This window comes from Sporichthyaceae bacterium, assembly GCA_036269075.1.
Classification (GTDB): Bacteria; Actinomycetota; Actinomycetes; order Sporichthyales; family Sporichthyaceae; genus DASQPJ01.
Genome location: DATASX010000117.1, coordinates 143379 through 164675 on the forward strand (window position 1 = coordinate 143379; position 21297 = coordinate 164675).

The 21297-nt window shown below is 70.1% G+C and carries 21 protein-coding genes; 10 read left to right on the forward strand and 11 right to left on the reverse strand.

Annotation, left to right across the window (positions count from 1 at the left end; all coding sequences use genetic code 11):
* Nucleotides 1–247: 247 nt before the first annotated feature.
* Nucleotides 248–685 (forward strand): hypothetical protein, encoded by a 438-nt coding sequence (locus tag VHU88_21745; GenBank protein HEX3614324.1) that lies wholly within the window; start codon nucleotides 248–250, stop codon nucleotides 683–685.
* Here VHU88_21745 and VHU88_21750 read toward each other — a convergent pair whose 3' ends face one another.
* The gene (locus VHU88_21750) at nucleotides 686–1456 is read right to left on the reverse strand and encodes an ABC transporter permease (GenBank protein ID HEX3614325.1); all 771 of its coding nucleotides are present in this window, start codon (nucleotides 1454–1456) and stop codon (nucleotides 686–688) included. It abuts the gene before it with no gap.
* Between the two features lie 77 nt (nucleotides 1457–1533).
* Nucleotides 1534–2592: an ATP-binding cassette domain-containing protein gene (locus tag VHU88_21755; protein ID HEX3614326.1), complete on the reverse strand. Its 1059-nt coding sequence runs from the start codon at nucleotides 2590–2592 to the stop codon at nucleotides 1534–1536.
* A 126-nt stretch (nucleotides 2593–2718) separates the two neighbouring features.
* Here VHU88_21755 and VHU88_21760 point away from each other — a divergent pair, with 126 nt between their 5' ends.
* On the forward strand, nucleotides 2719–3711 hold the full coding sequence (locus tag VHU88_21760) for an NADPH:quinone oxidoreductase family protein (protein HEX3614327.1): 993 nt from the start codon (nucleotides 2719–2721) through the stop codon (nucleotides 3709–3711).
* The gene (locus VHU88_21765; protein HEX3614328.1) at nucleotides 3708–4091 is read left to right on the forward strand and encodes a VOC family protein; all 384 of its coding nucleotides are present in this window, start codon (nucleotides 3708–3710) and stop codon (nucleotides 4089–4091) included. Before VHU88_21760 ends, VHU88_21765 begins: the two co-directional genes overlap by 4 nt.
* 7 nt (nucleotides 4092–4098) lie before the next feature.
* Here VHU88_21765 and VHU88_21770 read toward each other — a convergent pair whose 3' ends face one another.
* Nucleotides 4099–4950 carry an NAD(P)-dependent oxidoreductase gene (locus tag VHU88_21770; protein ID HEX3614329.1) on the reverse strand — a complete coding sequence of 284 codons (852 nt, stop codon included), beginning with the start codon at nucleotides 4948–4950 and terminating at the stop codon, nucleotides 4099–4101.
* Nucleotides 4951–5121: 171 nt separating this feature from the next.
* Between VHU88_21770 and VHU88_21775 the strand changes: the two genes are divergently transcribed.
* The 6 genes from VHU88_21775 to VHU88_21800 are packed head-to-tail and all read left to right on the forward strand — an operon-like array spanning nucleotide 5122 to nucleotide 10948.
* Nucleotides 5122–5502, forward strand: a complete 381-nt coding sequence (locus tag VHU88_21775; GenBank protein HEX3614330.1) for a hypothetical protein — start codon at nucleotides 5122–5124, stop codon at nucleotides 5500–5502.
* Nucleotides 5503–5556: 54 nt separating this feature from the next.
* Nucleotides 5557–5880, forward strand: coding sequence for a hypothetical protein (locus tag VHU88_21780; protein HEX3614331.1), 324 nt, complete (start codon nucleotides 5557–5559; stop codon nucleotides 5878–5880).
* Between the two features lie 34 nt (nucleotides 5881–5914).
* The gene (locus VHU88_21785; protein HEX3614332.1) at nucleotides 5915–7372 is read left to right on the forward strand and encodes a methylmalonyl-CoA mutase subunit beta; all 1458 of its coding nucleotides are present in this window, start codon (nucleotides 5915–5917) and stop codon (nucleotides 7370–7372) included.
* A complete protein-coding gene (gene scpA, locus VHU88_21790; GenBank protein ID HEX3614333.1) occupies nucleotides 7369–9549 on the forward strand; it encodes a methylmalonyl-CoA mutase in 2181 nt (726 codons plus the stop codon). Before VHU88_21785 ends, scpA begins: the two co-directional genes overlap by 4 nt.
* 3 nt (nucleotides 9550–9552) lie before the next feature.
* On the forward strand, nucleotides 9553–10551 hold the full coding sequence (gene meaB, locus VHU88_21795) for a methylmalonyl Co-A mutase-associated GTPase MeaB (protein HEX3614334.1): 999 nt from the start codon (nucleotides 9553–9555) through the stop codon (nucleotides 10549–10551).
* A complete protein-coding gene (locus VHU88_21800) occupies nucleotides 10544–10948 on the forward strand; it encodes an ATP-binding protein (protein ID HEX3614335.1) in 405 nt (134 codons plus the stop codon). The genes meaB and VHU88_21800 overlap by 8 nt, the downstream gene beginning before the upstream one ends.
* 66 nt (nucleotides 10949–11014) lie before the next feature.
* Here the strand turns inward: VHU88_21800 and VHU88_21805 are convergent, their stop codons facing one another.
* The 8 genes from VHU88_21805 to VHU88_21840 all read right to left on the reverse strand — a co-directional run bounded on the left by VHU88_21805 (nucleotide 11015) and on the right by VHU88_21840 (nucleotide 20194).
* Nucleotides 11015–13021, reverse strand: coding sequence for an MDR family MFS transporter (locus tag VHU88_21805; protein HEX3614336.1), 2007 nt, complete (start codon nucleotides 13019–13021; stop codon nucleotides 11015–11017).
* 36 nt (nucleotides 13022–13057) lie between these two features.
* Nucleotides 13058–13555: a very short patch repair endonuclease gene (locus VHU88_21810; GenBank protein ID HEX3614337.1), complete on the reverse strand. Its 498-nt coding sequence runs from the start codon at nucleotides 13553–13555 to the stop codon at nucleotides 13058–13060.
* Nucleotides 13515–14666, reverse strand: a complete 1152-nt coding sequence (locus VHU88_21815; GenBank protein HEX3614338.1) for an acyl-CoA dehydrogenase family protein — start codon at nucleotides 14664–14666, stop codon at nucleotides 13515–13517. The genes VHU88_21810 and VHU88_21815 overlap by 41 nt, the downstream gene beginning before the upstream one ends.
* Before the next feature lie 3 nt (nucleotides 14667–14669).
* Nucleotides 14670–15470, reverse strand: a complete 801-nt coding sequence (locus VHU88_21820) for a TIGR03084 family metal-binding protein (GenBank protein ID HEX3614339.1) — start codon at nucleotides 15468–15470, stop codon at nucleotides 14670–14672.
* Complete coding sequence (locus tag VHU88_21825; GenBank protein ID HEX3614340.1) at nucleotides 15467–16087, reverse strand: NAD(P)H-dependent oxidoreductase; 621 nt, start codon at nucleotides 16085–16087, stop codon at nucleotides 15467–15469. The genes VHU88_21820 and VHU88_21825 overlap by 4 nt, the downstream gene beginning before the upstream one ends.
* A gap of 123 nt (nucleotides 16088–16210) precedes the next feature.
* On the reverse strand, nucleotides 16211–17176 hold the full coding sequence (locus VHU88_21830; protein ID HEX3614341.1) for a hypothetical protein: 966 nt from the start codon (nucleotides 17174–17176) through the stop codon (nucleotides 16211–16213).
* Nucleotides 17177–17293: 117 nt separating this feature from the next.
* The gene (locus VHU88_21835; GenBank protein HEX3614342.1) at nucleotides 17294–18292 is read right to left on the reverse strand and encodes a phosphotransacetylase; all 999 of its coding nucleotides are present in this window, start codon (nucleotides 18290–18292) and stop codon (nucleotides 17294–17296) included.
* A gap of 87 nt (nucleotides 18293–18379) precedes the next feature.
* A complete protein-coding gene (locus tag VHU88_21840; GenBank protein HEX3614343.1) occupies nucleotides 18380–20194 on the reverse strand; it encodes an acyclic terpene utilization AtuA family protein in 1815 nt (604 codons plus the stop codon).
* Between the two features lie 263 nt (nucleotides 20195–20457).
* Between VHU88_21840 and VHU88_21845 the strand changes: the two genes are divergently transcribed.
* Nucleotides 20458–21111 carry a TetR/AcrR family transcriptional regulator gene (locus VHU88_21845; GenBank protein HEX3614344.1) on the forward strand — a complete coding sequence of 218 codons (654 nt, stop codon included), beginning with the start codon at nucleotides 20458–20460 and terminating at the stop codon, nucleotides 21109–21111.
* The last annotated feature ends 186 nt before the right edge of the window (nucleotides 21112–21297 follow it).

Consider the following 21297-nt stretch of genomic DNA (forward strand, 5'->3'; position numbering starts at 1 on the left):
ACCCGTACTGGCGATGCCATCGGGCGTTCGGCTCAGGCGAGTGGAACCGAACGGTCAATTTCCGCGCTACCTCCCGAATCAGCAGCAGCCGCACCCCGCCGGAAGATCGTCTCCACCGGGTGGCATCATCGCCCGAACGCGACTCGGCCTCGCGTGCCACCGGCAGGAAGGCGACGACGCCATGCCCGGACCTGTCATTCCTGTTAGGGCCGCACCGCTCGCCAGTCGGGAAAACCGCGCCAGGCTCGTGCATCTGGCGTACACGATCCTGTCGCCGGTGCTCGGTGACCGCCGGTCCCTGATCGCCCGCATGGCCGTCGAGCACGTCCTGCGCCCGACCCCGGGGAGCGCGGGACCGACCGAGTACCAGCAGCTCCGGGCCCACGTGGTCCGCTGGGCGCTGACTGCCGGCCGACGGCGCTCGACCGGCGCCACCTCGGCGACCCGGGCGCTGCGCCGGGTGGACAGCTCGGCCGGCGCCTCGGAGTTGGCGTGGCTGCTGCCGGCGACCCGGGCCGCGTACGCATTGCGACACTTCGAGGGCCTCGACCAGGAGGCCACCTGCGAGGTGCTGCGCTCGGCGGGGGTCGGCGACCCGTCGGCAGCGACCGCGCTGGCGGCCCGCATCCGCCCGGACTTCGTCGGCCGGCTGCGACCGGCGGTCGGCGCGGCCTCCAACTTCTAGTCAGCCGCGGAACTTCCGCCAGTAGACCCGGGTCGCCACCGGCGCGCAGATCGCCACGATCGCGAACATCCACAGCAGCGTGTACTCAGTGGCGTGCACGATCGGCCACGGCGCGGTCGCCGCCGGATGCCCGCCCGGGTTGTGGAACAACTGGCGTAGCGACTCGGACAGTGCGGTTGTCGGGTTCCACTCGGCGAAGGGGCGCAGCCCGTTCGGCAGCGTGTCGTACGGGACGAACGTGCTCGCCACGAACGTGATCGGGAAGATCGCGACGAACGAGACGCCCTGTACCGCCTCCGGGGTCTTGCAGAGGCTGCCGAGCAGCACGCCGATCCAGATCATCGCGAACGAGAACGCGATCATCACCCCGTAGGCCTCGACGGTGGCGACCGGACCGCCACGGATGCGCCAACCGATCGCGGCGCCGGTCAGCGACATCAGCGTGATCGGCAGCAGCGCCCGCAGAAGGCTCGCCGTCGCGTGGCCGCACAACACCGCGGCCGGTGCGATCGGCATCGAGTGGAAGCGGTCGATCGCCCCGTTGTTGCGGTCGTTGGACAGCGACATCGCCACACCGAACGCGGAGAACACGATCGTCTGGGCGAAGATGCCGCCCATCAGGAACTCCTTGTAGTTCCCGCCGCCGGGCACGTCGATCGCCCCGCCGAACACGAACGCGAACAACAGCACGAACATGATCGGCTGGATGGTCGCGTCGGACAGCGCCTCGGGTTGCCGGCGCATGTGCAGCAGGCACCGCCGGGCAATCACCCAACTGTCGCTGACCAGCGTGGACCGACGTCGGGACGACGCGGGAGCCGAGCTCGACACTGCCACTGCCCCTGCCATCAGACCTCGAACCTCACCCGTTGCGTGGCGCTGCCGGACGTCTCGATCGGCGAGGCCTCGGGCGCGGTGGCGGACTCCTCCTGCTCGGCGACGGGCTTGCCGGTCAGCGCGAGGAATGCGTCGTCGAGCGTGGGCTGGCGCAGCCCGAGGTCCTCGACCGCGATCGCGTGGGTGGTCAGCAGCATGGCCAGCTCGGCGACCGCGGCGGGCCCACCGGTGATCGGGGCACTGACCGCCCGAGCCGGAGCATCGACCTTGGCCGTGCCGCCGGCAACCCGTTCCACCAGTGCAACCGCCCGGGCCAGGTCGGCCTCGTCGGTGACCACGACGTGCAACTGGTCGCCGCCGACCTGGCGTTTGAGGCTGCGCGAGTCGCCCCGGGCGATGACCCGGCCGTGGTCGACCACGACGATCTCGTCGGCCAGCCGGTCGGCCTCCTCCAGGTACTGCGTGGTCAGCAGGATCGTGGAGCCGCCGGCCACCAGTTGGTCGAGCACCTCCCACAGCTCCAGCCGGGCCCGCGGGTCCAGTCCGGTCGTCGGCTCGTCCAGGAACAGCACCGGCGGCCGGGCCACCAGCGTGGCGGCCAGGTCGAGCCGCCGCCGCATCCCGCCGGAGTGCTGCTCGGCGCGCCGGTCGGCCGCTTCGGTCAACGAGAACTGCTCGAGCAACTGCTGCGCACGCAGCTTGGCTGCCTTCCGGCCGAGGTGATGCAGCTCGCCGATCATGACCAGGTTCTCCCGGCCGGTGAGCTTGCCGTCGACTGTCGCGTCCTGCGCGGCCAGGCCCAACGCGGCGCGCACCCCGATCGGGTCGGTGCGCACGTCGATCCCGGCCACGGTCGCGGCGCCGGAGTCGGCCGCGGTCAACGTGGTCAGGATGCGGACCGCGGTCGTCTTACCGGCGCCGTTCGGGCCGAGCAGACCGCACACCTGGCCACGCCGCACGTCGAGATCGACACCCGCGAGCGCGACCTTCGCGCCGTAGCGCTTGACCAGTCCCCGCGCGCAGATCGCCAGGTCGGCGTCGGCGCCTCGGGAGGCAGGGAGAAGACTCATGGCCGTGAGGCTCGCATGTACCCCCGACAGTTCTCAAACCATTAGGAGAACAATGCGGGTTCGTCCGGATTTGCCATTCGGACCGAAGGGTGCGCACAGCGGTCGGACGGCACGGAGGGAACACGGATGAGGGCCTGGCAGGTGACCGGCGCGGGTGAACCGCGCGCCGTGCTGAAACTCGGCGAGGTCGACCAACCCACCGCGGGGCCCGGTCAGGTGCTGGTCCGGGTGCGGGCCACGGCGGCGAACTTCCCCGACGTGCTGATGTGCCGCGGCATGTACCAGGAGCGACCGGAGTTGCCGTTCACACCGGGGGTGGAGGTCTGCGGCGATGTCGTCGAGGTCGGCCCCGGGGTGACCGAGGCGGTGCCCGGACAGCGGGTGATCGGCGCCGCGCTGCTGCCGCACGGCGGGTTCGCCGACTACGCCGTGCTGGACGCCCGGTTCACGTTCCCGGCGCCGGCGGCGTTGGACGATGCCGAGGCCGGCGGGTTCCTGATCGCCTACCACACCGGTTGGTTCGCGTTGCATCGTCGGACCTCGCTGTCCCCCGGCGAGACGCTGCTGGTGCACGCCGCGGCCGGCGGCGTGGGCAGCGCGGCCGTGCAACTCGGCAAGGCCGCGGGCGCCCGCGTGATCGCGGTCGTCGGCGGGGCGGACAAGGCCAAGGTGGCCCGGGACCTCGGCGCCGACGTGGTCGTCGACCGGCGGACCGAGGACGTGGTCGCGGCGGTCAAGGACGCGACCGGCGGCCGGGGCGTCGACGTGGTCTACGACCCGGTGGGCGGTTCGGCCTACACCCAGTCGACCAAGTGCATTGCGTTCGAGGGCCGGATCCTGGTCATCGGCTTCGCCGGCGGCGAGGTCCCGCAGGCGGCGTTGAACCACGTGTTGATCAAGAACTACTCGGTGATCGGGCTGCACTGGGGGCTGTACCGGGAACGCGACCCGGGGGCGATCACCGTCTGTCAGGCAGCGCTGGCCGAACTGGCCACAGCTGGGAAGCTCAAGCCGTTGGTCGGTCAGCGCCTGGCGCTGGCCGACGTTGCCGACGGGCTGCAGCACCTGGCCGACGGCACGACCGTCGGCCGGGTGACTTTCGTGGCCGGTGGCGGATGAAGGTGAGCCGACTCGACCATCTGGTGCTGACCGTTGCCGACATCGACGCCACGACGGCCTTCTACACCGAAGTGCTGGGGATGACAGCCGTCGATTTCGACGACGGCAGGAAGGCCCTGAACTTCGGCTCCAGCAAGATCAACCTGCACCTCGCCGGACACGAGTTCGAACCCAAGGCGCTTCGCCCCACACCCGGCAGCGCTGACCTGTGCCTGGTCGTCGACGATCCGCTCGCGGAGGTGGTCGCAACCCTCGAGCGATCCGGGGTGGCCATCGAGGTGGGCCCGGTCGAGCGCAGCGGCGCGATCGGGCAGATGCTCAGCGTCTACCTCCGCGATCCGGACGCGAACCTGATCGAGCTGAGCAACTATCTGACCTGACGGACCGTCAGTTGCCGCTGTAGCCAGGCGGATTGACGTCGTCGACGTAGAGGTCCGCCTGGAGCTTGCCGCCGGGCACGACGTCGTAGGCCGACAGGTCGGTGACGCCGTGGGCCACCAGGACGTCCTCGCAGAGGAACTGGTTGCCGGTGCACTCGCGGCTGGGCGAGGTGAGGATCCGGTACGCCGAGTCGGCGTAGACCTCGGGCCGCCGCGCGGCGGCGATCGCATCGTCGCCGCCGAGCAGGTTGCGCACCGCGGCGGTGGCGACCAGCGTGCGCGGCCACAGCGAGTTCGACGCGACGCCGGCCTCGGCCAGCTCGGCGGCCAGGCCGAGCGCCAGCAGCGTCATGCCGAACTTGGCCACGGTGTACCCGGCGTGCGCGCCCAGCCAGTCCGGGCGCAGCGAGATCGGCGGGGAGAGCGTGAGGATGTGCGGGTTGGTGCCCTTCTTCAGGTGCGGGATGCACGCCTTGGAGAGCAAGAACGTGCCACGCGAGTTGATCGACTGCATCAGGTCGTAGCGCTTCACGTCGAGGTGCTCGACCGGCGCCAGGTTGATCGCGCTGGCGTTGTTCACGCAGATGTCGATGCCGCCGAAGCGCTCGACCGTCATTGCCACTGCGGCGCCCACCGACTCCTCGTCGCGGACGTCGCCGAGGATCGGCAGCGCCTGCCCACCGGCCGCCTCGATCTCGGCGGCCGCGGTGTAGATCGTGCCCTCGAGCTTCGGGTGCGGCTCGGCGGTCTTCGCGATGAACGCGACGTTGGCGCCGTCACGAGCAGCGGCCAGGGCGATCGCCAACCCGATCCCCCGGCTGGCGCCGGAGATCAACAACGTGCGGCCCGCAAGACTCATGGCTCGCCCCTCTCGGCGTCGTCGGCACATGCTAGACCGCCGCGTTCGCGGTTCTGACGGCCGCTCAGGCCGACGGGCAATCCCGAGGCCACCCGGTCTTGCCCCGCCGTGATCACCGGGAGGAAGCTGAGGTGAAGCAGCGCTGGCGGAAATGCGACGGATGGAGGCGGCATGTCGAGCGAGACCTGGTTGCGGGTGGTCATCTACCGGGCGCAGGACGCGAACGACCCCAGTGCTCTGGAGTACATGAAGAGCAGCACCGCGCAGACACTGGCACTGCTGGAGGGCCAACCGGGGTTCCGACTCGGCTACTGGGGACTGGACCCGGACGAGGGCACGATGGCAGCGGTCACGTACTGGAGCAGCGAGGCCGCCATCGAAAAGGCCGGCACCCAGTTGGGCAAGCTCCAGGCGGAGCGCCGCGAGCACGGGATCGTCGTGGAGAGCGTGCAGAACGTGCAGCTGTTCACCGTGCCCGCCATCGCGATGTGGGCGGCGGACGCCGAGGAGGAGACGCAGCCGAAGCACCGGCGGCTGTTCGGACGACGCTGACCCGACGGTGCGCCGCCGCGCGGCGTGATCCCGACCTGCAAACAGGAGACAGACGTGTCCGAGACCTGGATCCGCATCGTCATCTACAAGGCCGAAAACCCCACCGACACGAGCGTCATCGACTACATGCGCAAGAGCGTCCAGGACGTCGTCCGACGCCTCGAGAAGTCGCCCGGCTTCCAACTGGGCTACTGGGGCAACAACACCGCCGAGGGCCGCATGGCCGCGGTGACCTATTGGTCGTCGAAGGACTCGATCGAGAAGGCATCGGCCTCGCTGGCCGAACTCCACCAGGAGCGAGCCTCGCGCGGGATCACCGTGGAACGTGCGCACAACGTGCAACTGTTCGCGGGAGCGCCGGTCGATTCGATGACCTGACGAAGCACCTGACGCGGCACAGTAGCCTGGCCCGGTGGAAAACCTGGTGCTCGGTGCGCAGTTCCCGCCGGCCTCGGTCGAGCAGTGGCAGTCGCTGGTGGCGAAAGTCCTCGCGCGCTCCGGCGTCGAGGTCGCCGACGCGGCCGGTGCGGTCGCCGCGCTGACATCCCGAACCGCGGACGGGCTGAAGATCGCGCCGCTCTACACCGATGTGACACCTGCCGCCGCGCCGGCCACCGGTGCCCCCGGCGCGGCCCCATTCACCCGTGGCCGGACCGCGGCGGGCAACCGCACCGGCTGGGACGTCCGGGCACACATTGCCGACCCGGACCCGAAACTCGCGGCCGAGCAACTCCTCGAGGATCTCGAGGGTGGGGCCAGTTCGGTGTGGCTGTCGATCGGTCCGGCGGGCACCGCGGTGGCCGACATTCCCGCGGTGCTTTCCGAGGTGCTGCTCGATGTCGCGGGTGTGAGCCTGGACTCCGGGGGCGAAGGCGCTGCCGCGGCCGAGCAGTTCCTCGGCGCCGCCACGGCTCGCGGGTTCGGCGGGCACGTGCTCAGCGGCTGTCTGGGCATCGACCCGGTCGGGACGCTGGCCCGCAGCGGCGACTCGGCCGCAGCGCAGGCGTTGCGTGCTGAGCTCGGCAAGTTGGCACCACGGGTCGCGACCGCGTGGCCGAACCTGCGCACGGCCGCGGTCGACGGGCTGGCCTACAACGACGCCGGCGCCGCCGACGCCCAAGAACTGGGTCTGGCCCTGGCCGCGGGCGTCGCCACACTGCGCACCCTGACCGAGGCCGGTCTGGACGTGGCAACCGCTTTGGGCCAGTTGGAGTTCCGCCTTGCCGCGACCGCCGACCAATTCACGACGATCGCCAAGCTGCGGGCGGCTCGCCGGACCTGGGCCCGGGTGGCCGCGGTGTGCGGCGAGACCGGTCCCGCGGCCGGGCAGTTCCAGCACGTCGTCACCGCGTGGCCGATGACCACCCGGCACGACCCGTGGAACAACATGCTGCGCACGACGCTGGCCTGCTTCGCCGCCTGCGTGGGCGGGGCCGACGCGATCACGGTTCGTCCGTTCGACGCGGCGCTGGGCCGGTCGGACACCCTGGCCCGGCGCATCGCGCGCAACACCCCGACCTTGCTGGTCGAGGAGGCGCACATGACCGCGGTCGTCGACCCGGCCGGCGGTTCCTGGTACGTCGAGGCGCTGACCGAGGCCATGGCCCAGGCCGCCTGGGACGTCTTCACCGAGGTGGAGTCGGGCGGCGGAATCGTGGCCGCGCTGGACAGCGGCTGGGTCGCCGACCACCTGGCGGCCACGCGCGAGGCTCGCCTCGCCGACCTGGCCGCCGGCGAGGCCGCGATAGTCGGGGTCACCAAGTTCCCCGTCGCCGACGAACGTCTGCTGGACCGGCACACGTTGCCCGAACCGGTCGGAGGTGGCCTGCCCCGCATCCGCTGGGAGGCGGAACTGGAGAAGAAGTCGTGACGACAATCCCCGACTTCAGCGATATCGCGCTGGACGAACCCGTTTCCGGTAACGAAACTGACTGGGCGTCAGCCTTTCAGAAGCAGGCCGGCCGCGCGCCGGCGGAGGCCGCCTGGAGGACGCCGGAAGGCATCGACGTCCCGCCGCTCTACACCGCGGGCGACCTGGCAGAGGTCGACTTCCTGCAGACGATGCCAGGCATCGCGCCGTTCCTGCGCGGCCCGTACCCGACCATGTACGTCAACCAGCCCTGGACCATCCGGCAGTACGCCGGGTTCTCCACCGCCGAGGAGTCGAACGCCTTCTACCGCCGGAATCTGACTGCGGGTCAGAAAGGTCTGTCGATCGCGTTCGACCTGCCGACCCACCGCGGCTACGACTCCGACCACCCGCGGGTGACCGGCGATGTCGGCATGGCCGGGGTGGCGATCGACTCGATCCTGGACATGCGGCAGCTGTTCGACGGCATCCCGCTGGACAAGATGAGCGTCTCGATGACCATGAACGGCGCGGTGCTGCCGGTCCTGGCCCTCTACGTGGTCGCCGCCGAGGAACAGGGGGTGAAGCCGGAGGCCCTGACCGGGACCATTCAGAACGACATCCTCAAGGAGTTCATGGTCCGCAACACCTACATCTACCCGCCGCTGCCGTCGATGCGGATCATCTCCGACATCTTCGGGTTCACCTCCCGAAACATGCCCCGGTTCAACTCGATCTCGATCTCCGGCTACCACATGCAGGAGGCCGGGGCGACCGCCGACCTCGAGCTGGCGTACACGCTCGCCGACGGTCTGGAGTACCTGCGCGCCGGCGTCGCGTCCGGTCTGGACATCGATGCGTTCGCACCGCGGTTGTCGTTCTTCTGGGCGATCGGCATGAACTTCTTCATGGAGGTCGCCAAGATGCGGGCCGGGCGCCTGCTGTGGGCTCAGATCGTGAAGTCGCAGGGCGCGAAGTCCGAGAAGTCGTTGTCGCTGCGGACCCACTCGCAGACCTCCGGCTGGTCGCTGACCGCGCAGGACGTGTTCAACAACGTCGTGCGCACCTGCGTCGAGGCCATGGCCGCGACCCAGGGGCACACCCAGTCGCTGCACACCAACGCCCTGGACGAGGCCCTCGCGCTGCCCACCGACTTCTCCGCGCGGATCGCCCGCAACACCCAACTGCTGCTGCAGTTGGAGTCCGGGACCTGCCGGGTCATCGACCCGTGGGGCGGCAGCGCCTACGTCGAGCGGCTCACGCAGGAACTCGCCAAGCGCGCGTGGGACCGCATCGAGGAGGTCGAGGCGGCGGGCGGGATGGCCAAGGCGATCGAGGCCGGGATCCCGAAGATGCGCATCGAGGAGGCCGCGGCACGCACCCAGGCCCGGATCGACTCCGGAACCCAGACAGTCATCGGGGTCAATCGCTACCGGGTCTCCGGGGCCGACGACATCGAGGTGCGCGCGGTCGACAACGGCGCGGTGCGCGAGAAGCAGTTGGCCAAGCTGGCGCGGTTGCGCGCCGAACGCGACGAGGCGGCCTGCCAGGACGCCCTCGCGGCGCTGACCGCGGCCGCCCGCGAACCCAAGGGCGACGAGGACAACCTGCTGGCCCGCTGCATCGACGCGGCCCGCGCGCACGCCACCGTCGGGGAGATGTCGGACGCGATGGAGGCTGTGTTCGGCCGCTACTCCGGCAACATCCGTACGATCACCGGCGTGTACCGCAGCGAGGCAGGCGACAACCCGAAGATCGCCGAGGTCCGTGCCGCCGCCGCCGAATTCGAGGCCGAGCACGGCAGGCGACCACGAATCCTGGTCGCGAAGATCGGGCAGGACGGGCACGACCGCGGCCAGAAGGTCATCGCGACCGCGTTCGCCGACCTCGGTTTCGACGTCGACGTGGGCCCGCTGTTCTCCACCCCGGAGGAAGTCGCACGGCAGGCAGTCGAGGCCGATGTGCACATCGTCGGGGTCTCCTCGCTGGCCGCCGGGCACCTGACGCTGGTGCCCGCGCTGAAGGCAGCATTGGCCGACCTGGACCGCGGGGACATCGTCGTGGTGGTCGGCGGGGTCATCCCGCCGTCGGACGTGGCCCCGCTTCACGAGGCGGGCGCAGCGTTCGTGTTCACCCCGGGCACGGTCATCCCGGACGCGGCGCTGGACCTGATCGCGATGCTCAACGCGCAGCACTGACCCGTGGCGAAGCTCGACGTGGACAAGCTGGTCGACGAGGTCCGAGCGGGGTCGCGCGCTGCCATCGGGCGCGCGGTGACGTTGGTGGAGTCCACCAGCAGTAAGCACCGCGAGGCTGCCGGTCGGCTCCTCGACGAGCTCGGGCCCAACGCGATGGGCGCCCGCCGCATCGGCATCAGCGGCGTACCCGGCTCGGGCAAGTCCACGTTCATAGATGCGTTCGGGACGCTGCTCACCGGGCGCGGCCATCGGGTCGCGGTTCTCGCCGTCGACCCGTCGTCGGCCCGTAGCGGCGGCAGCATTCTGGGCGACAAGACCCGCATGGCCCGCCTGTCCGCCGATCCGAAGGCGTTCATCCGGCCTTCGCCCACTGCGGGTGCCCTCGGTGGTGTCGCGCGGGCGACGCGATCCGCGATGACCGTGCTCGCGGCCGCCGGATACGACACTCTGTTGGTGGAGACCGTCGGCGTCGGGCAGTCGGAGACCACCGTGGCGCAGTTGACCGACACGTTCCTGCTCCTGGCCCTGGCTCGCACCGGCGACAGCCTGCAGGGCATCAAGAAGGGCGTCCTGGAACTCGCCGACGTGGTCGCGGTCAACAAGGCCGACGGCGCGGCCGCGGGCGAGGCCCGGGTCGCCGCGCGCGAGCTATCCGGCACGATGCACCTGCTCGGCCACGACGAGACCGGCTGGACGCCACCGGTGCTGACCTGCAGCGGGATGACCGGCGACGGGCTCGAGGAGGTCTGGGAGGCACTCGAGTCGCACCTCGCGCATCTCACCAACACCGGCGGTCTGACGCGTCGTCAGCAGCAGCAGCGCGTCGACTGGATGTGGAGCAGCGTCCATGACGACCTCGATCAGCGCTTGCGGGATTCGCCGCAGATCCGCAAGCTGGGAGCGGAATTGACCGAACAGGTCCGCGCGGCCGAGCTCTCGCCCGGACACGCGGCCGACCGGATCGTCGCCGAATTCCTGGCAGGTGAGCATGATGATGGCTGATGCGCCGGTCGTCCCGAGCCAGTTCTGCTTCACGCTGACCGAGGGAGCCGTCGAGCTGTCCCCCACGCGCCGTGCGCTGCGGCAGTGGCTGGCGGCCATCGGCGCGGACTCGGACTGGATCGACGACGTGCTGATCGCGGCCAGCGAGGCGTGCACGAACGCGCTCGAGCACGCGTACGGGCCCGCCCTCGGCAGTGTGGAAGTCCGGGCCGCGTTCGTCGAGGAGAGCCTGGAGTTGGTCGTCTCCGACTGCGGGGCCTGGAAGGAGCCGCTGGACCGCGGCAACCGCGGCCGGGGCCGGAAGCTCATGGAGAACCTGATGGACCACGCCGTCATCGAGAGTGGCCCCGCAGGCACCGTCGTGCGCATGCAGAAGGAGCTCCGCCTCGGCGGTTGACTCGAACGGCCTACGTCCTACGTCAGGCTTCTTCCCACCGCGCGCCCGGGCGTCCGGGGCCGGGCGTCAGGCCGGGACGGTGGGCTCGGCGAAGGTGACTCGGGCCAGGTGGTCCAGCGCGGTGTCGAGGGCCTCCGGGTCGTCGGCGCCGAGTGGCGACAGGCGCCCGACAATCCACCGGCGCCAGGCAGCGCGGACCTTGTCAGCCTCCTCGACCCCTCGGGGGGTGAGGATCAGGTCGTCGATCGGCCCGGTCAGGTAGCCGCCGTTGCAGGCGTTGTTGAACGCGGGCAGCAGGACCGCGGCCGGCACGCCTATCTGCAGGGCGATGCGCGAGAGATCCGCGGTGTCCCCGATCTGGCGCCGGATGCGGACCTGGATCACGCACCACATGTCGGACTCACTCATCACCGTCCCGGACTCGGCGCGCAGCACCGGCAGCTGCGCGGTTCCCTCGGCCTTGATGAGCTTGCCCAGCGCGATCTCCAGCTGCTGCAGCGAGTCGCCGTCGGGCAGGCCGAAGCCGCTGCCGATGTTGGTCGCCTCGACCCGGGCGATCCCGCGCAGCGGGACCTCCTTCAGGAAGATCGCGACCACGAACGCTAAGCCGGCGACCGGGACCGCCCACAGGAACACCACGTGCAAGGTGTCCGAGTACGCCGAGATGACCTTGGCGATCAGGGGCTTCGGATGCGCGTGCAGGGCCTTCGGGGTGGAAATGCTGTTCGGGTCCAGCCCCTTCGACTCCTTGAGGGCGGAGGTCAACCGGGGCAGGAGCGCGTTCGCGTAGATGGCCCCGAACACCGCCGTCCCCACCGAGCTGCCCAGCGTCCGGAAGAACGTGACCGCGCTGGTCGCCGTCCCCAGGTCCGAGTACGCGGTGGTGTTCTGCACGATCAACGTGAGCACCTGCATCGACAGGCCGATGCCCAGCCCGAGCACCAGCATCGCGCCGGCCATCGTCGGGTAGCCGGTGTCCGGGTTCAGCCGCGACAGCAGCCAGAGCCCTACCGCCATCACCGCGAAGCCGGTCAACGGGAAGATCTTGTAGCGCCCAGTGCGGCTGACGGCGATGCCGGTGGCGATCGAGGTGACCAGCAGCCCGACGACCATCGGCAGCGTCCGCAGGCCGGAGGTCGTCGCGTCGACGCCCTTCACGTACTGCAGGTACGACGGCAGGAACGTGATCGCGCCGAGCATCGCGAAGCCGACGACGAACGCCAGCACCTGGATCACCGAGAACACCGGGTCGCGGAACAACCGCAGTGGCAGCATCGGCTCGCGGACGCGCCTCTCGACGAGCACGAATCCGATCGTGCCGAGCGCCGAGGCGGCGTAAAGGCCGAGGATCATCGGCGAGGTCCACGAGTAGCTGGTGCCGCCGAGGCTGGTGGCCAGCACCACGCCGCCGGCCGCGACGGTGATCAACGCCGTGCCCGCGTAGTCGATGACCGGCTTGACCTTCTGGGTTATGCCGGGCAACGAGGTCTGGGCCAGCAGCACGACGACTGCGCCGATCGGCAGGTTCACGTAGAACGCCCAGCGCCAGGTCAGGTGATCGGTGAACAAGCCGCCCAGCAGCGGACCGATGACCGTGGTGACGCCGAAGACGGCGCCGATCAGCCCGGAGTACTTGCCGCGTTCGCGCAACGGAATCACGTCGCCGATCAGCGCGGTCGCGGTGACGGTCAGGCCGCCCGCACCGATGCCCTGGATCGCGCGCCAGGCGATGAGCGTGTCCATCGAGGAGGCCGCGCCGGACAGCGCGGACCCGGCCAGGAAGATCACCACCGAGGCCTGGAACACCAGCTTGCGTCCGAACAGATCGCCCAACCGTCCGGCCAGCACCGTGGCGATCGTGTCGGTGAGGATGTACGAGGTGACCACCCAGGACACGTGCCCGCGGCCGCCCAGGTCGCCCACAATCGTCGGCAGGGCCGTGGAGACGATCGTCTGGTCGAGTGCCGAGACCAGGATGCCCAGCACGATCGTCAGGAAGATGATGTTGACCTGACGCTTGCTCAGCGAGTCGGCCAACGACCTCGGCGCTGTCCCGCTCTCGACCGCTGTCATCCTGCGCGCCCTCCCGGTTGCTCGCAAACGAGGAGGTTAGCGAGCGGCCTCCGCCACCTGGTCACGCACCACCGCAGCCACCTGTTCGGCGGCCGCCTCAGGGGGGTCGTGCTCCCAGATCCGTACCACCGTCCAGCCCAACGACTCCAGATGTGCCGTGGTGGCGGCGTCCCGGGCGACATTCGCGGCGAGTTTGGCCGCCCACCACCCGGAGTTCGCGGCTGGTTGGGTGGCGTGCTGCGGGCAGCAGTGCCAGAAACACCCGTCGACGAACACCGCTACCCGCACCCGGGTGAACGCCACGTCGATCGTCCGCCGGCGCATTCCCGGTACGGGGAGCCCGACGCGGTAACGCAACCCGGCCCGGTGCAGGACCCGGCGCAGCGCAACCTCGGGCGCGGTGTGCGCCCGGGCCTGACGCGACATCCGTGCCGAGACCCCGGCCGAGCTGGGGACGAGCGGATCAGTGCCGTTGTCCGCTTGGGCTCCTCGCTCAGTAGGACTTGGGCAGCCCGAGGTCGTGCTGCGCGACATGGTTCAGGATCATCTCGCGGTTGACCGGCGCGATGCGCAGCAGGCGGGCCATGCCCCAGTACGGGATCAGCCCGAACTCGGAGCTGACCCCGTTGCCGCCGTGGCTCTGGATCGCCGCGTCGAGTGCGGCGATGCCGGCTTCCGCGGCCGCGTACTTGGCCATGTTCGCGGCCGACCCGGCGGGCAGTCCGGCGTCGTGCAGCCAGGCGGCCTTCGCGGTCATCAGCGCGGCCAGCTCGACCTCGATCTTCGCCTGCGCCAGCGGGTGCGCCACGCCCTGGTGGGTCCCGATCGGACGGCCCCACACCTCGCGGGTGTTGGCGTACTGCGCGGCGCGGGCCAACCCGTACCGACCCACACCGACGCACAGCGCGGCCCCGGTGATGCGTTCCGGGTTCAGCCCGTGGAAGACCTGCTTGAAGCCCTCGTGCTCGACGCCGATCAGCCGGGACGCCGGGACCCGCACGTCGTCGAAGAACAGCGTGAACTGCTTCTCCGGCATCTTCACGTCGACCGGCAGGTGATTCGCCACCAGCCCCGGGGCGTCGGTGTCGACCAGGAACAGCGACAACAGGCCGTTCCCGGCCGGGTCGGTGCCGGTGCGCGCCACCACGAGCACGTGCTCGGCCTCGTCGAACCCGGAGATGTAGTACTTGGTGCCCCGCAGCAGGTAGTCGTCGCCGTCACGAGTGGCCGTGGTGCTGATCTCACGGCTGTTCGACCCGGCATCCGGCTCGGTGATCGCGAAGACGATCTTGCGCTCGCCGGAGGCCAACGGCGGCAGGAACTCCGCGCGCAGCGCGTCGGAGCCGTACTTGCTCAGCACCTCGACGCTGATCGCGGCCGACACGACGATGAGCAGCAACGGACAACCCGCCGCGCCGAGTTCCTCGCACACGAGCGCCAGCTCGGTCAGCCCGGCGCCCCCGCCGCCGTACTCCTCGGGGACGTTTATGCCGAGGAACCCGGCCTTGCCGACCTCGGCCCACAGCTCAGTGGTGGGCGTGCCGGAGGCGGTGTGCGCCAGGTAGTACTCCGGCCCGAAGTTCCGGGCTATCGAGGCGACCGCGGCGCGCAGGTCACGATGTTCGGTCGACTCGCGGAAATCCATCTCCTACGCCACCTGTTCCGCCTCGGCCGGGCGGCCCGGTCCGGGCGCGCCCGCGAAGGCTTGCGCGATCTGCATCCAGCCGTTGGCGTGCTCGCCGACGACCTGCAACGAAGTGTCGGCCAGATGCTGCCGTTGTGTCACCACCCGGCAGAACTCGAATGCATCACCGACGACCTGGTCCGCGGCGTCCGCCGGGCCCCAGACCCACAGCCCGCCGTCCGGCGCGCACAGCTCCACGCGCAACGGCGTCGTCGGCGTGGCCAGGCCCCGGATGGAATAGCTGAACGGGCGCGCCCCGACGCCGATGTGCGCCACGTGCCGCAGTCGAGCCGTCGGCTCGGTCTTCACGCCGAGCGCGTCGGCCACGTCCTGGCCGTGCGCCCAGGTCTCCATGATTCGCGACGTCAGCAAGGACGCCAGGCTCATCGACGGGCCGTACCAGGGCACCCGGGTCGACGTCGAAAGAGTGGCGCTGCGGTCGATCAGCTCGGCCCGGACGCGCTCGAACCAGGCCATCACCTGACGACCCGTCAGGGAGCGGAACTCCACCACCAACCGGTCCGGGAAGTCCATCCCGCGTTCCATCAGCACCGCGGCCTGCGCGTTGAAGCGGTCCGGGTCGCAGGCGGACAGCGCGGCCGACTCGTCGAAGTAAGCGAGGTGCCCGACGGTGTCGGCGATGGTCCAGCCGTCGGCGGGCGTGTCCGTGCGCCATTGCGTCTCGGTCAGCGGGCGAATGAGGTCGAGCAGCGCGGCGGTCTCCGCCTCCAGGTCCTGACGCAGGTCGTCGAGCGTCGGCCTCAAGCGAGACCCCCGGCAGTCCCGACCGTGGCGAGACTGGCGAGGCCCGCCTTCCGCAGCTTCGCGAACTCCACGACCTGAGCGGCAACGGTCTCCAACTGGAATCGCGCCGAGTCCTCGACGCAGGCCCCGGATGGATCGAAGATCTTGCCCGACGACACGTTCAAGGTCGCGCCGAGCGGCGAGGGCCAACCGCGCAACGCGTGCACCGTGACCCGCAGGCTGTGCAACGTCGAGACGGTGGCCTGCCAGCCGTAGGCCACCGCGACGCAGCCGACCGGCATCCCGTCGAGGTAGACCCGGTCGTCGTTGCGGGTGTCCTCGAGGTGGTCCAGGGCGTTCTTGAGCATCCCCGACATCGAGCCGTGGTAACCCGGCGAAGCGATGATCAACGCGTCGGCGGCGCGGACCGCTTCGACGAAATGGCGGGCCAACGGGTCCCGTTCGGCGGTCTCGGTGTCGTAGATCGGGAACAGCAGGTCCCGTCCGGTGATGAGGTCGATCTCGGCGCCGGCGGCCGCGGCGGCGGCAGCACAGACCTTGATCGCGGATTCGGAACCCGAGCCGGGTCGGGTGGAACCCCCGACGCACAGCACGCGCACCGGTGCGGCGACGGACATCTTCCGCACCCCTTTCTGCTTGCGACGAATGCGGTCCGGCGGCGGGCGAAGAGCCTGCGCCGCCGCCGGACCGACAGGGTGGGCCCTGTCTATTGTGCGACTATTCGTCGCAATATTGCTAGGTCAGCCGAGGCTGGCAACGAACGCAGCCATGTCGAAGTCCGCCTCCCAGTAGTGCGGGCGCAGGATCGGCAGCCCGAGCTGAATGAACACCCGGTTGTCCTCCCAGCAGGTGGACTCCAGCTTGATCCGGCCGTCGGCGTCGAACTCGTGGAACGTCGAGCCGATCGTGGTCAGCGTCTTCCCACCGGTCGGCAGGCCGCGGTACGTCGAGGCGCCCTCGATCGTGACGTCCCAGTGGGTCAACTGGTGGCCGTTGCCCTCGAACACCGCGGTCGGGGTGAACGCGTAAGCGCCGTTCTCCCCGCTGGAGATTCCACCGAGCGCATCGGCGAGCATCGCGCTGTCGGTGATGGTGTCCACCTCGTGGTCGTCCACCATCGTGTGCTCGAGGGTGAAGAAATCCGAGTACAGCGCGCGCAACGCCGCGACGTCGCTGCCGAACGCGGCGCACCAGTTCTGCGCGTGCTCCGCGCCCGAGGCGGCCTTGCGGTAGACCCCGCCCTCGGCCGAGGCGATCGAGGTCTTGCCGGTAAGGCTCTTGGTCGGGCTGACCGGGCCGACGGCGCGCAGGATCGCCGAGGCGTCCCACCAGGAGGACTCACGGACGATCAGGCCCGCCTCGTTGTACTGGTGGAACGTGTGGCCCTGGGTGCCGAACGGCTTACCGGCGACGTCGAGGCCGAGGAACATCGCGGCGTGCTCGGGATACCACTCCCAGCGCAGCAGGCCCGAGTGGCGGTCGCCGATGTAGGACCGGATGCGGAAGTTGTGGATACCGATCCCGGCGTCGGGGTCCTTGTTGGCGTACGGCGCGAAGTTGCGCAGCAGGTCCTCGTAGTCGGTGATCTCGTGCTGATCGAGCATGACGTCCTCGAACACGAAGCCGTCCTTGTTGTACAACGCGCAAACCGCCTCCGGGCTCGCCCGGAAGGCCTTCAGCCACTGAATTCCGAAGTTGTAATGCATTGTCGAGTTACCCCTCGCTCACGTCGCCTTTGACACCCAGGGAGGCCGCACAGCAGTCCGACGGTCCAGCACTGCACACCCACAACCGGCTCACGTCGGTCATGACGTTTATGATGGTTAACGTACCTCGGGCGTACTGGGATGCGCAAGAGACGCGGATGGGGCGCTTGCGCCGGCGACGCCAGGCCCCGCCTGGATCGCGGTGATGCAGGCGACGTCGACGATGTCGCCGACGCCGGCGCCGCGGGACAGGTCGTTCATCGGCAGCGCGAGGCCCTGCAGGATCGGCCCGATCGCGACCGCCGAGCCGAGGCGGGCGATGAGTTTGTAGCCGATGTTGCCCGCGTCCAGGTCGGGGAAGACGAGCACGTTGGCCCGACCGCCGACGGAACCGCCGGGTGCCTTGCTCGCGGCGACCGCTTCGACCAGCGCGGTGTCGGCCTGCAGTTCGCCGTCCACGCACAGGTCCGGCCGGCGGCGCCGGACCTCCGCGGTGGCCGCGATCACCTTGTCCGCGTGGGCGTGGCGGGCACTGCCGTGGGTGGAGAAGCTGAGCATCGCCACCCGGGCCGGCTCGCCGAGGAAGGCCTCGGCGCCGGCCGCGGCGGCGATCGCGATGTCGGCAAGCGCGGTCACGTCCGGATCCGGCACCACCGCACAATCGCTGAAGATCATCGCCCGCGGGCCACCCTCGGCGTGCGGACAGTCCATGAGGAAAAAGCTGGAGACGGTTTCGACGCCGGGCGCCGTCCCGATGATCCGCAGAGCGGCGCGAACCGTGGCCGCCGTGGTGGCCACCGCGCCGGCCACGCAGCCGTCGGCGTGCCCGAGGGAGACCAGCAGCGCACCCACCGTGGGCGGGTCGCGCAACACCCCGGCCAACTCCTGCGCGCTCGGCTCGACTCCCTTGGCCCGACGGGCCGTCACGTAACGCTGCATCAGATCGTCACGGTGGCGCGCGATCAGGTCCTCGTCCGGCAACACCGGCTCGACCAACCCGTCGCCGGAGAGAATCTCGGCGGCCGTCCGCACGCGTGGGTCGGCAGACTCGGCCAACACGATCCGCCGGCGCGACTGAGCGGCCTGCGCCCGCAACCGGTCCCGCAGGCCGCTCACGGGTGCACCATCGTGCTGCGGTGCGGGTCGGGAAGTGGCGGGCACTGTGACATTGGTTCACTCGCAGGCTCGCTCACGGCGCCCCTCTCAGCCGGCGGTGGCCACCAACGACGAGGGCACGGTGACCTCCATGCTCAGCAGGTACTGCGAGTAGGTCTTGCCCTGCGCGTCGAAGATCAGCGACGAGGTGCCGCCGCCGCCGAGGCTGTTGTGCAGCAGGAAGTTCACCGCGAGCAGGTTCGGCAACGGATGGCGCTCGACCGGCCCGTGGCAGATCTCCTTGAAGTGCGACTTGACCATGTCGGCCGAGAGGTACTGGATCAGCCAGGAGAAGATCTGCGGGCTGCGGGCGATGATGCCGACGTTGGCGGTGTCGCCCTTGTCGCCCGACCGGCCCAGGCACAGCCGCAGCAGCGGCACGGTCACCGGTGCCGAGTCGTCCGGTGCGTACGCGGCGATGGCGTCGGAGCCGGCCGCCACCCCGGAGATCTGCGCCGGGTCGACGGTCGCGGCCGCACCGGCCGTGACCGGCTCGGTCACCTGACCCACCGTCACACTCGGGGACAGGACATCCCGGCTGATCAACGCCGGCCAGTGCGCGACGACGTCGGCGACCCGCGGGCGGCCCTGCTCGGCCGGCACGGTCATGCCCGGCATCGACTGCAGCATCGAGCCGACGACCATCGGTGCGAAGTCGCGGTCGATCTTCTTGCGGTCTTGGTCGCGGACCGCAAGGTGAACGAGCACCTCGCTCGGCTCCTCGCTGCCCAGGGGCGGGTGGGCGGCGTCCCAGCCGATGAACGAGGTGCAGGTGGCCTCGTAGTGCTCGGTCCCGCCGGCCAGGTTCCAGATGATCTCCGCTGCCTTGCGCGCCTTGCGCAGCGTGTCCGGCCCGGCGACCAGCAACCGGCCCACGGCGCGGTAGCCGTCGGCGACGCTGATCGCGACCTTCAGCCTCTCCGGCGGCGGACTGCCGACGATCCCGGACACGTGCACCCGGTCCGGGCCCTGCTGGGTCAGCTGGACCGAGTCGAAGCGCGCGACACAGTCCGGGGAGAGGTAGCCCGGGGCACCCATCTCGTAGAGCAACTGCTCGCTGACGGTGTGGACGCTGACCAGGCCACCGGTGCCGGGGTGCTTGGTGACCACGAAGCTGCCGTCGGCGTGGGCCTCGATCAGCGGGTAGCCCATGTTCACGTGGCTGGGCACCTTGTGCCAGTCGGTGAAGTTGCCACCGGTGCACTGGCAGCCGCACTCGATGATGTGCCCGGCGACGACGCCCGCGGCGAGCTTGTCCCAGTCGTCCGGGGCCCAGCCGAAGTGGTGCATCATCGGCGCCAGCGTCACCGAGGTGTCGGTGACCCGGCCCGCGACGATGACGTTCGCGCCGAGCTCCAGGGCCCGCACGATCCCCGGCGCGCCCAGGTAGACGTTGGCGGCCAGCACCGAGTCGCGTACCTCGGTCAGCGGCCGGCCGGTCTCAAGGTTGGTCAGCGCCTGACCGCCCGCGACGATCCCGTCCAGGTCGCCGAACAGGTCGTCGCCGGAGACCACGCCGACCTTGACCGCCGCGGCGACGCCGAGCTCGGCCGCCAGCGCCTCGAGCGCGGCCGCGCAGGCGTGCGGGTTGACCCCGCCGGCGTTGGTGATGACCGTGACGCCGCGCTCCATGCACGGGACGAGCACGTCGCGCATCTGGGTCAGGAAGTCGCCGGCATAACCGAGTTCAGGCTTCCGGGCGCGCTGCTTCTGCAGGATCGCCATGGTGACCTCGGCGAGATAGTCCATGACCAGGTAGTCGATGGGCCCGCCCTCGACCTGCCGGCGCGCGGCAGTCGGGTCGTCGCCCCAGAAGCCGCCGCAGTTGGCGATGACGATCGAGTCCGACTTGTTGGCGCTCATCGGCTGCCTCCTCGGTTGGCGCCGCAGGCGGTCGCCACGCGATGTGTTCCGCCCACCGGAATCCCGGCGCGACGTCGTTCGGACGTTAACGACGACAAACTGGCCGTGTCAAGAACCGCAGGTTCGCCGCTGCGCACCACGGCGACCATACCCTGGGGGCGGGTATCGACAAACCGGCGCCGGCGCCGCATCGTTAGCGTTCAGTCACGTCGGTCACGCCGGGACGCCTTGGGCCGCCCCGGGCCCGCGGAAGGAGACCGCCGATGACGCTCGCGACCGGGAACGACTCCCGCACGCCAAGGCAGCGGGAGCTGATCGCGGCCGCGGCACGACTGTTCGCCCAGCACGGCTACCACGCCGTCGGGATCAACGACATCAGCGGCGCACTCGGGCTGACCGGGCCGGCCTTCTACCGGCACTACCCCAGCAAGGAGGCGGTGCTGGTGGCGATCCTCGACGACGCCATCACCACCCACCTCCAGGAGGTGGGCGACCTCGCGCGCGCCATCCCGGACGCCCGCACCGCACTCGGGGCCATCATTGGCAACCACGTGAAATTCGTGTTCGACCACTCCGCGGACATCGTCACCTGGCGGACCGAGTTCCGCAGCCTGCCCGAGTCGGACCGGCACCGCCTGCGTTACCTGCAGCGGCTCTACACCGAGGAATGGGTCCGCGCGCTGAACCAGCTACGGCCGGTGCTGGACATCGAGCAGATCCGGACGATGTGCCAGGGCGCGATCTCGCTGATCCAGTCCGCGACCGAGTTCACGAACAAGCTCACCCGCGCGGAGCAGGAACCACTGCTGACCGCGATGGCGCTGCACGTGCTGCTCGAGACTCCGGTGGAGCCGTTGGAGCCGGCCACCGGTCGGGCCGAGCGGATGCGCACGATGCGATCGGATCCCAAGTCCTGACCCGCAGGTGTCCGCGATCCGGACAACCGCAACGTGGACAGCCGGCGACCTGTCGTGTTAATGTCCATAAACCTACCGGGGCCGATCCGCGATCCCGGTACGCGATGCGGAACTCGCCGGGAGCACCCGTGAACCGCCCCGGACGACCGTTGTGCAGAGCGCATGTCAACTCCCCGGAGGCCGCTC

What these genes read in the sequence shown, in the direction of transcription:
- VHU88_21755 (HEX3614326.1), bottom strand. Translation starts at nt 2,592, where the DNA reads ATGAGTCTTCTCCCTGCCTCCCGAGGCGCCGACGCCGACCTGGCGATC.
- VHU88_21760 (HEX3614327.1), top strand. Translation starts at nt 2,719, where the DNA reads ATGAGGGCCTGGCAGGTGACCGGCGCGGGTGAACCGCGCGCCGTGCTG.
- VHU88_21765 (HEX3614328.1), top strand. Translation starts at nt 3,708, where the DNA reads ATGAAGGTGAGCCGACTCGACCATCTGGTGCTGACCGTTGCCGACATC.
- VHU88_21770 (HEX3614329.1), bottom strand. Translation starts at nt 4,950, where the DNA reads ATGAGTCTTGCGGGCCGCACGTTGTTGATCTCCGGCGCCAGCCGGGGG.
- VHU88_21775 (HEX3614330.1), top strand. Translation starts at nt 5,122, where the DNA reads ATGTCGAGCGAGACCTGGTTGCGGGTGGTCATCTACCGGGCGCAGGAC.
- VHU88_21800 (HEX3614335.1), top strand. Translation starts at nt 10,544, where the DNA reads ATGGCTGATGCGCCGGTCGTCCCGAGCCAGTTCTGCTTCACGCTGACC.
- VHU88_21805 (HEX3614336.1), bottom strand. Translation starts at nt 13,021, where the DNA reads ATGACAGCGGTCGAGAGCGGGACAGCGCCGAGGTCGTTGGCCGACTCG.
- VHU88_21810 (HEX3614337.1), bottom strand. Translation starts at nt 13,555, where the DNA reads ATGTCGCGCAGCACGACCTCGGGCTGCCCAAGTCCTACTGAGCGAGGA.
- VHU88_21815 (HEX3614338.1), bottom strand. Translation starts at nt 14,666, where the DNA reads ATGGATTTCCGCGAGTCGACCGAACATCGTGACCTGCGCGCCGCGGTC.
- VHU88_21825 (HEX3614340.1), bottom strand. Translation starts at nt 16,087, where the DNA reads ATGTCCGTCGCCGCACCGGTGCGCGTGCTGTGCGTCGGGGGTTCCACC.
- VHU88_21830 (HEX3614341.1), bottom strand. Translation starts at nt 17,176, where the DNA reads ATGCATTACAACTTCGGAATTCAGTGGCTGAAGGCCTTCCGGGCGAGC.
- VHU88_21840 (HEX3614343.1), bottom strand. Translation starts at nt 20,194, where the DNA reads ATGAGCGCCAACAAGTCGGACTCGATCGTCATCGCCAACTGCGGCGGC.
- VHU88_21845 (HEX3614344.1), top strand. Translation starts at nt 20,458, where the DNA reads ATGACGCTCGCGACCGGGAACGACTCCCGCACGCCAAGGCAGCGGGAG.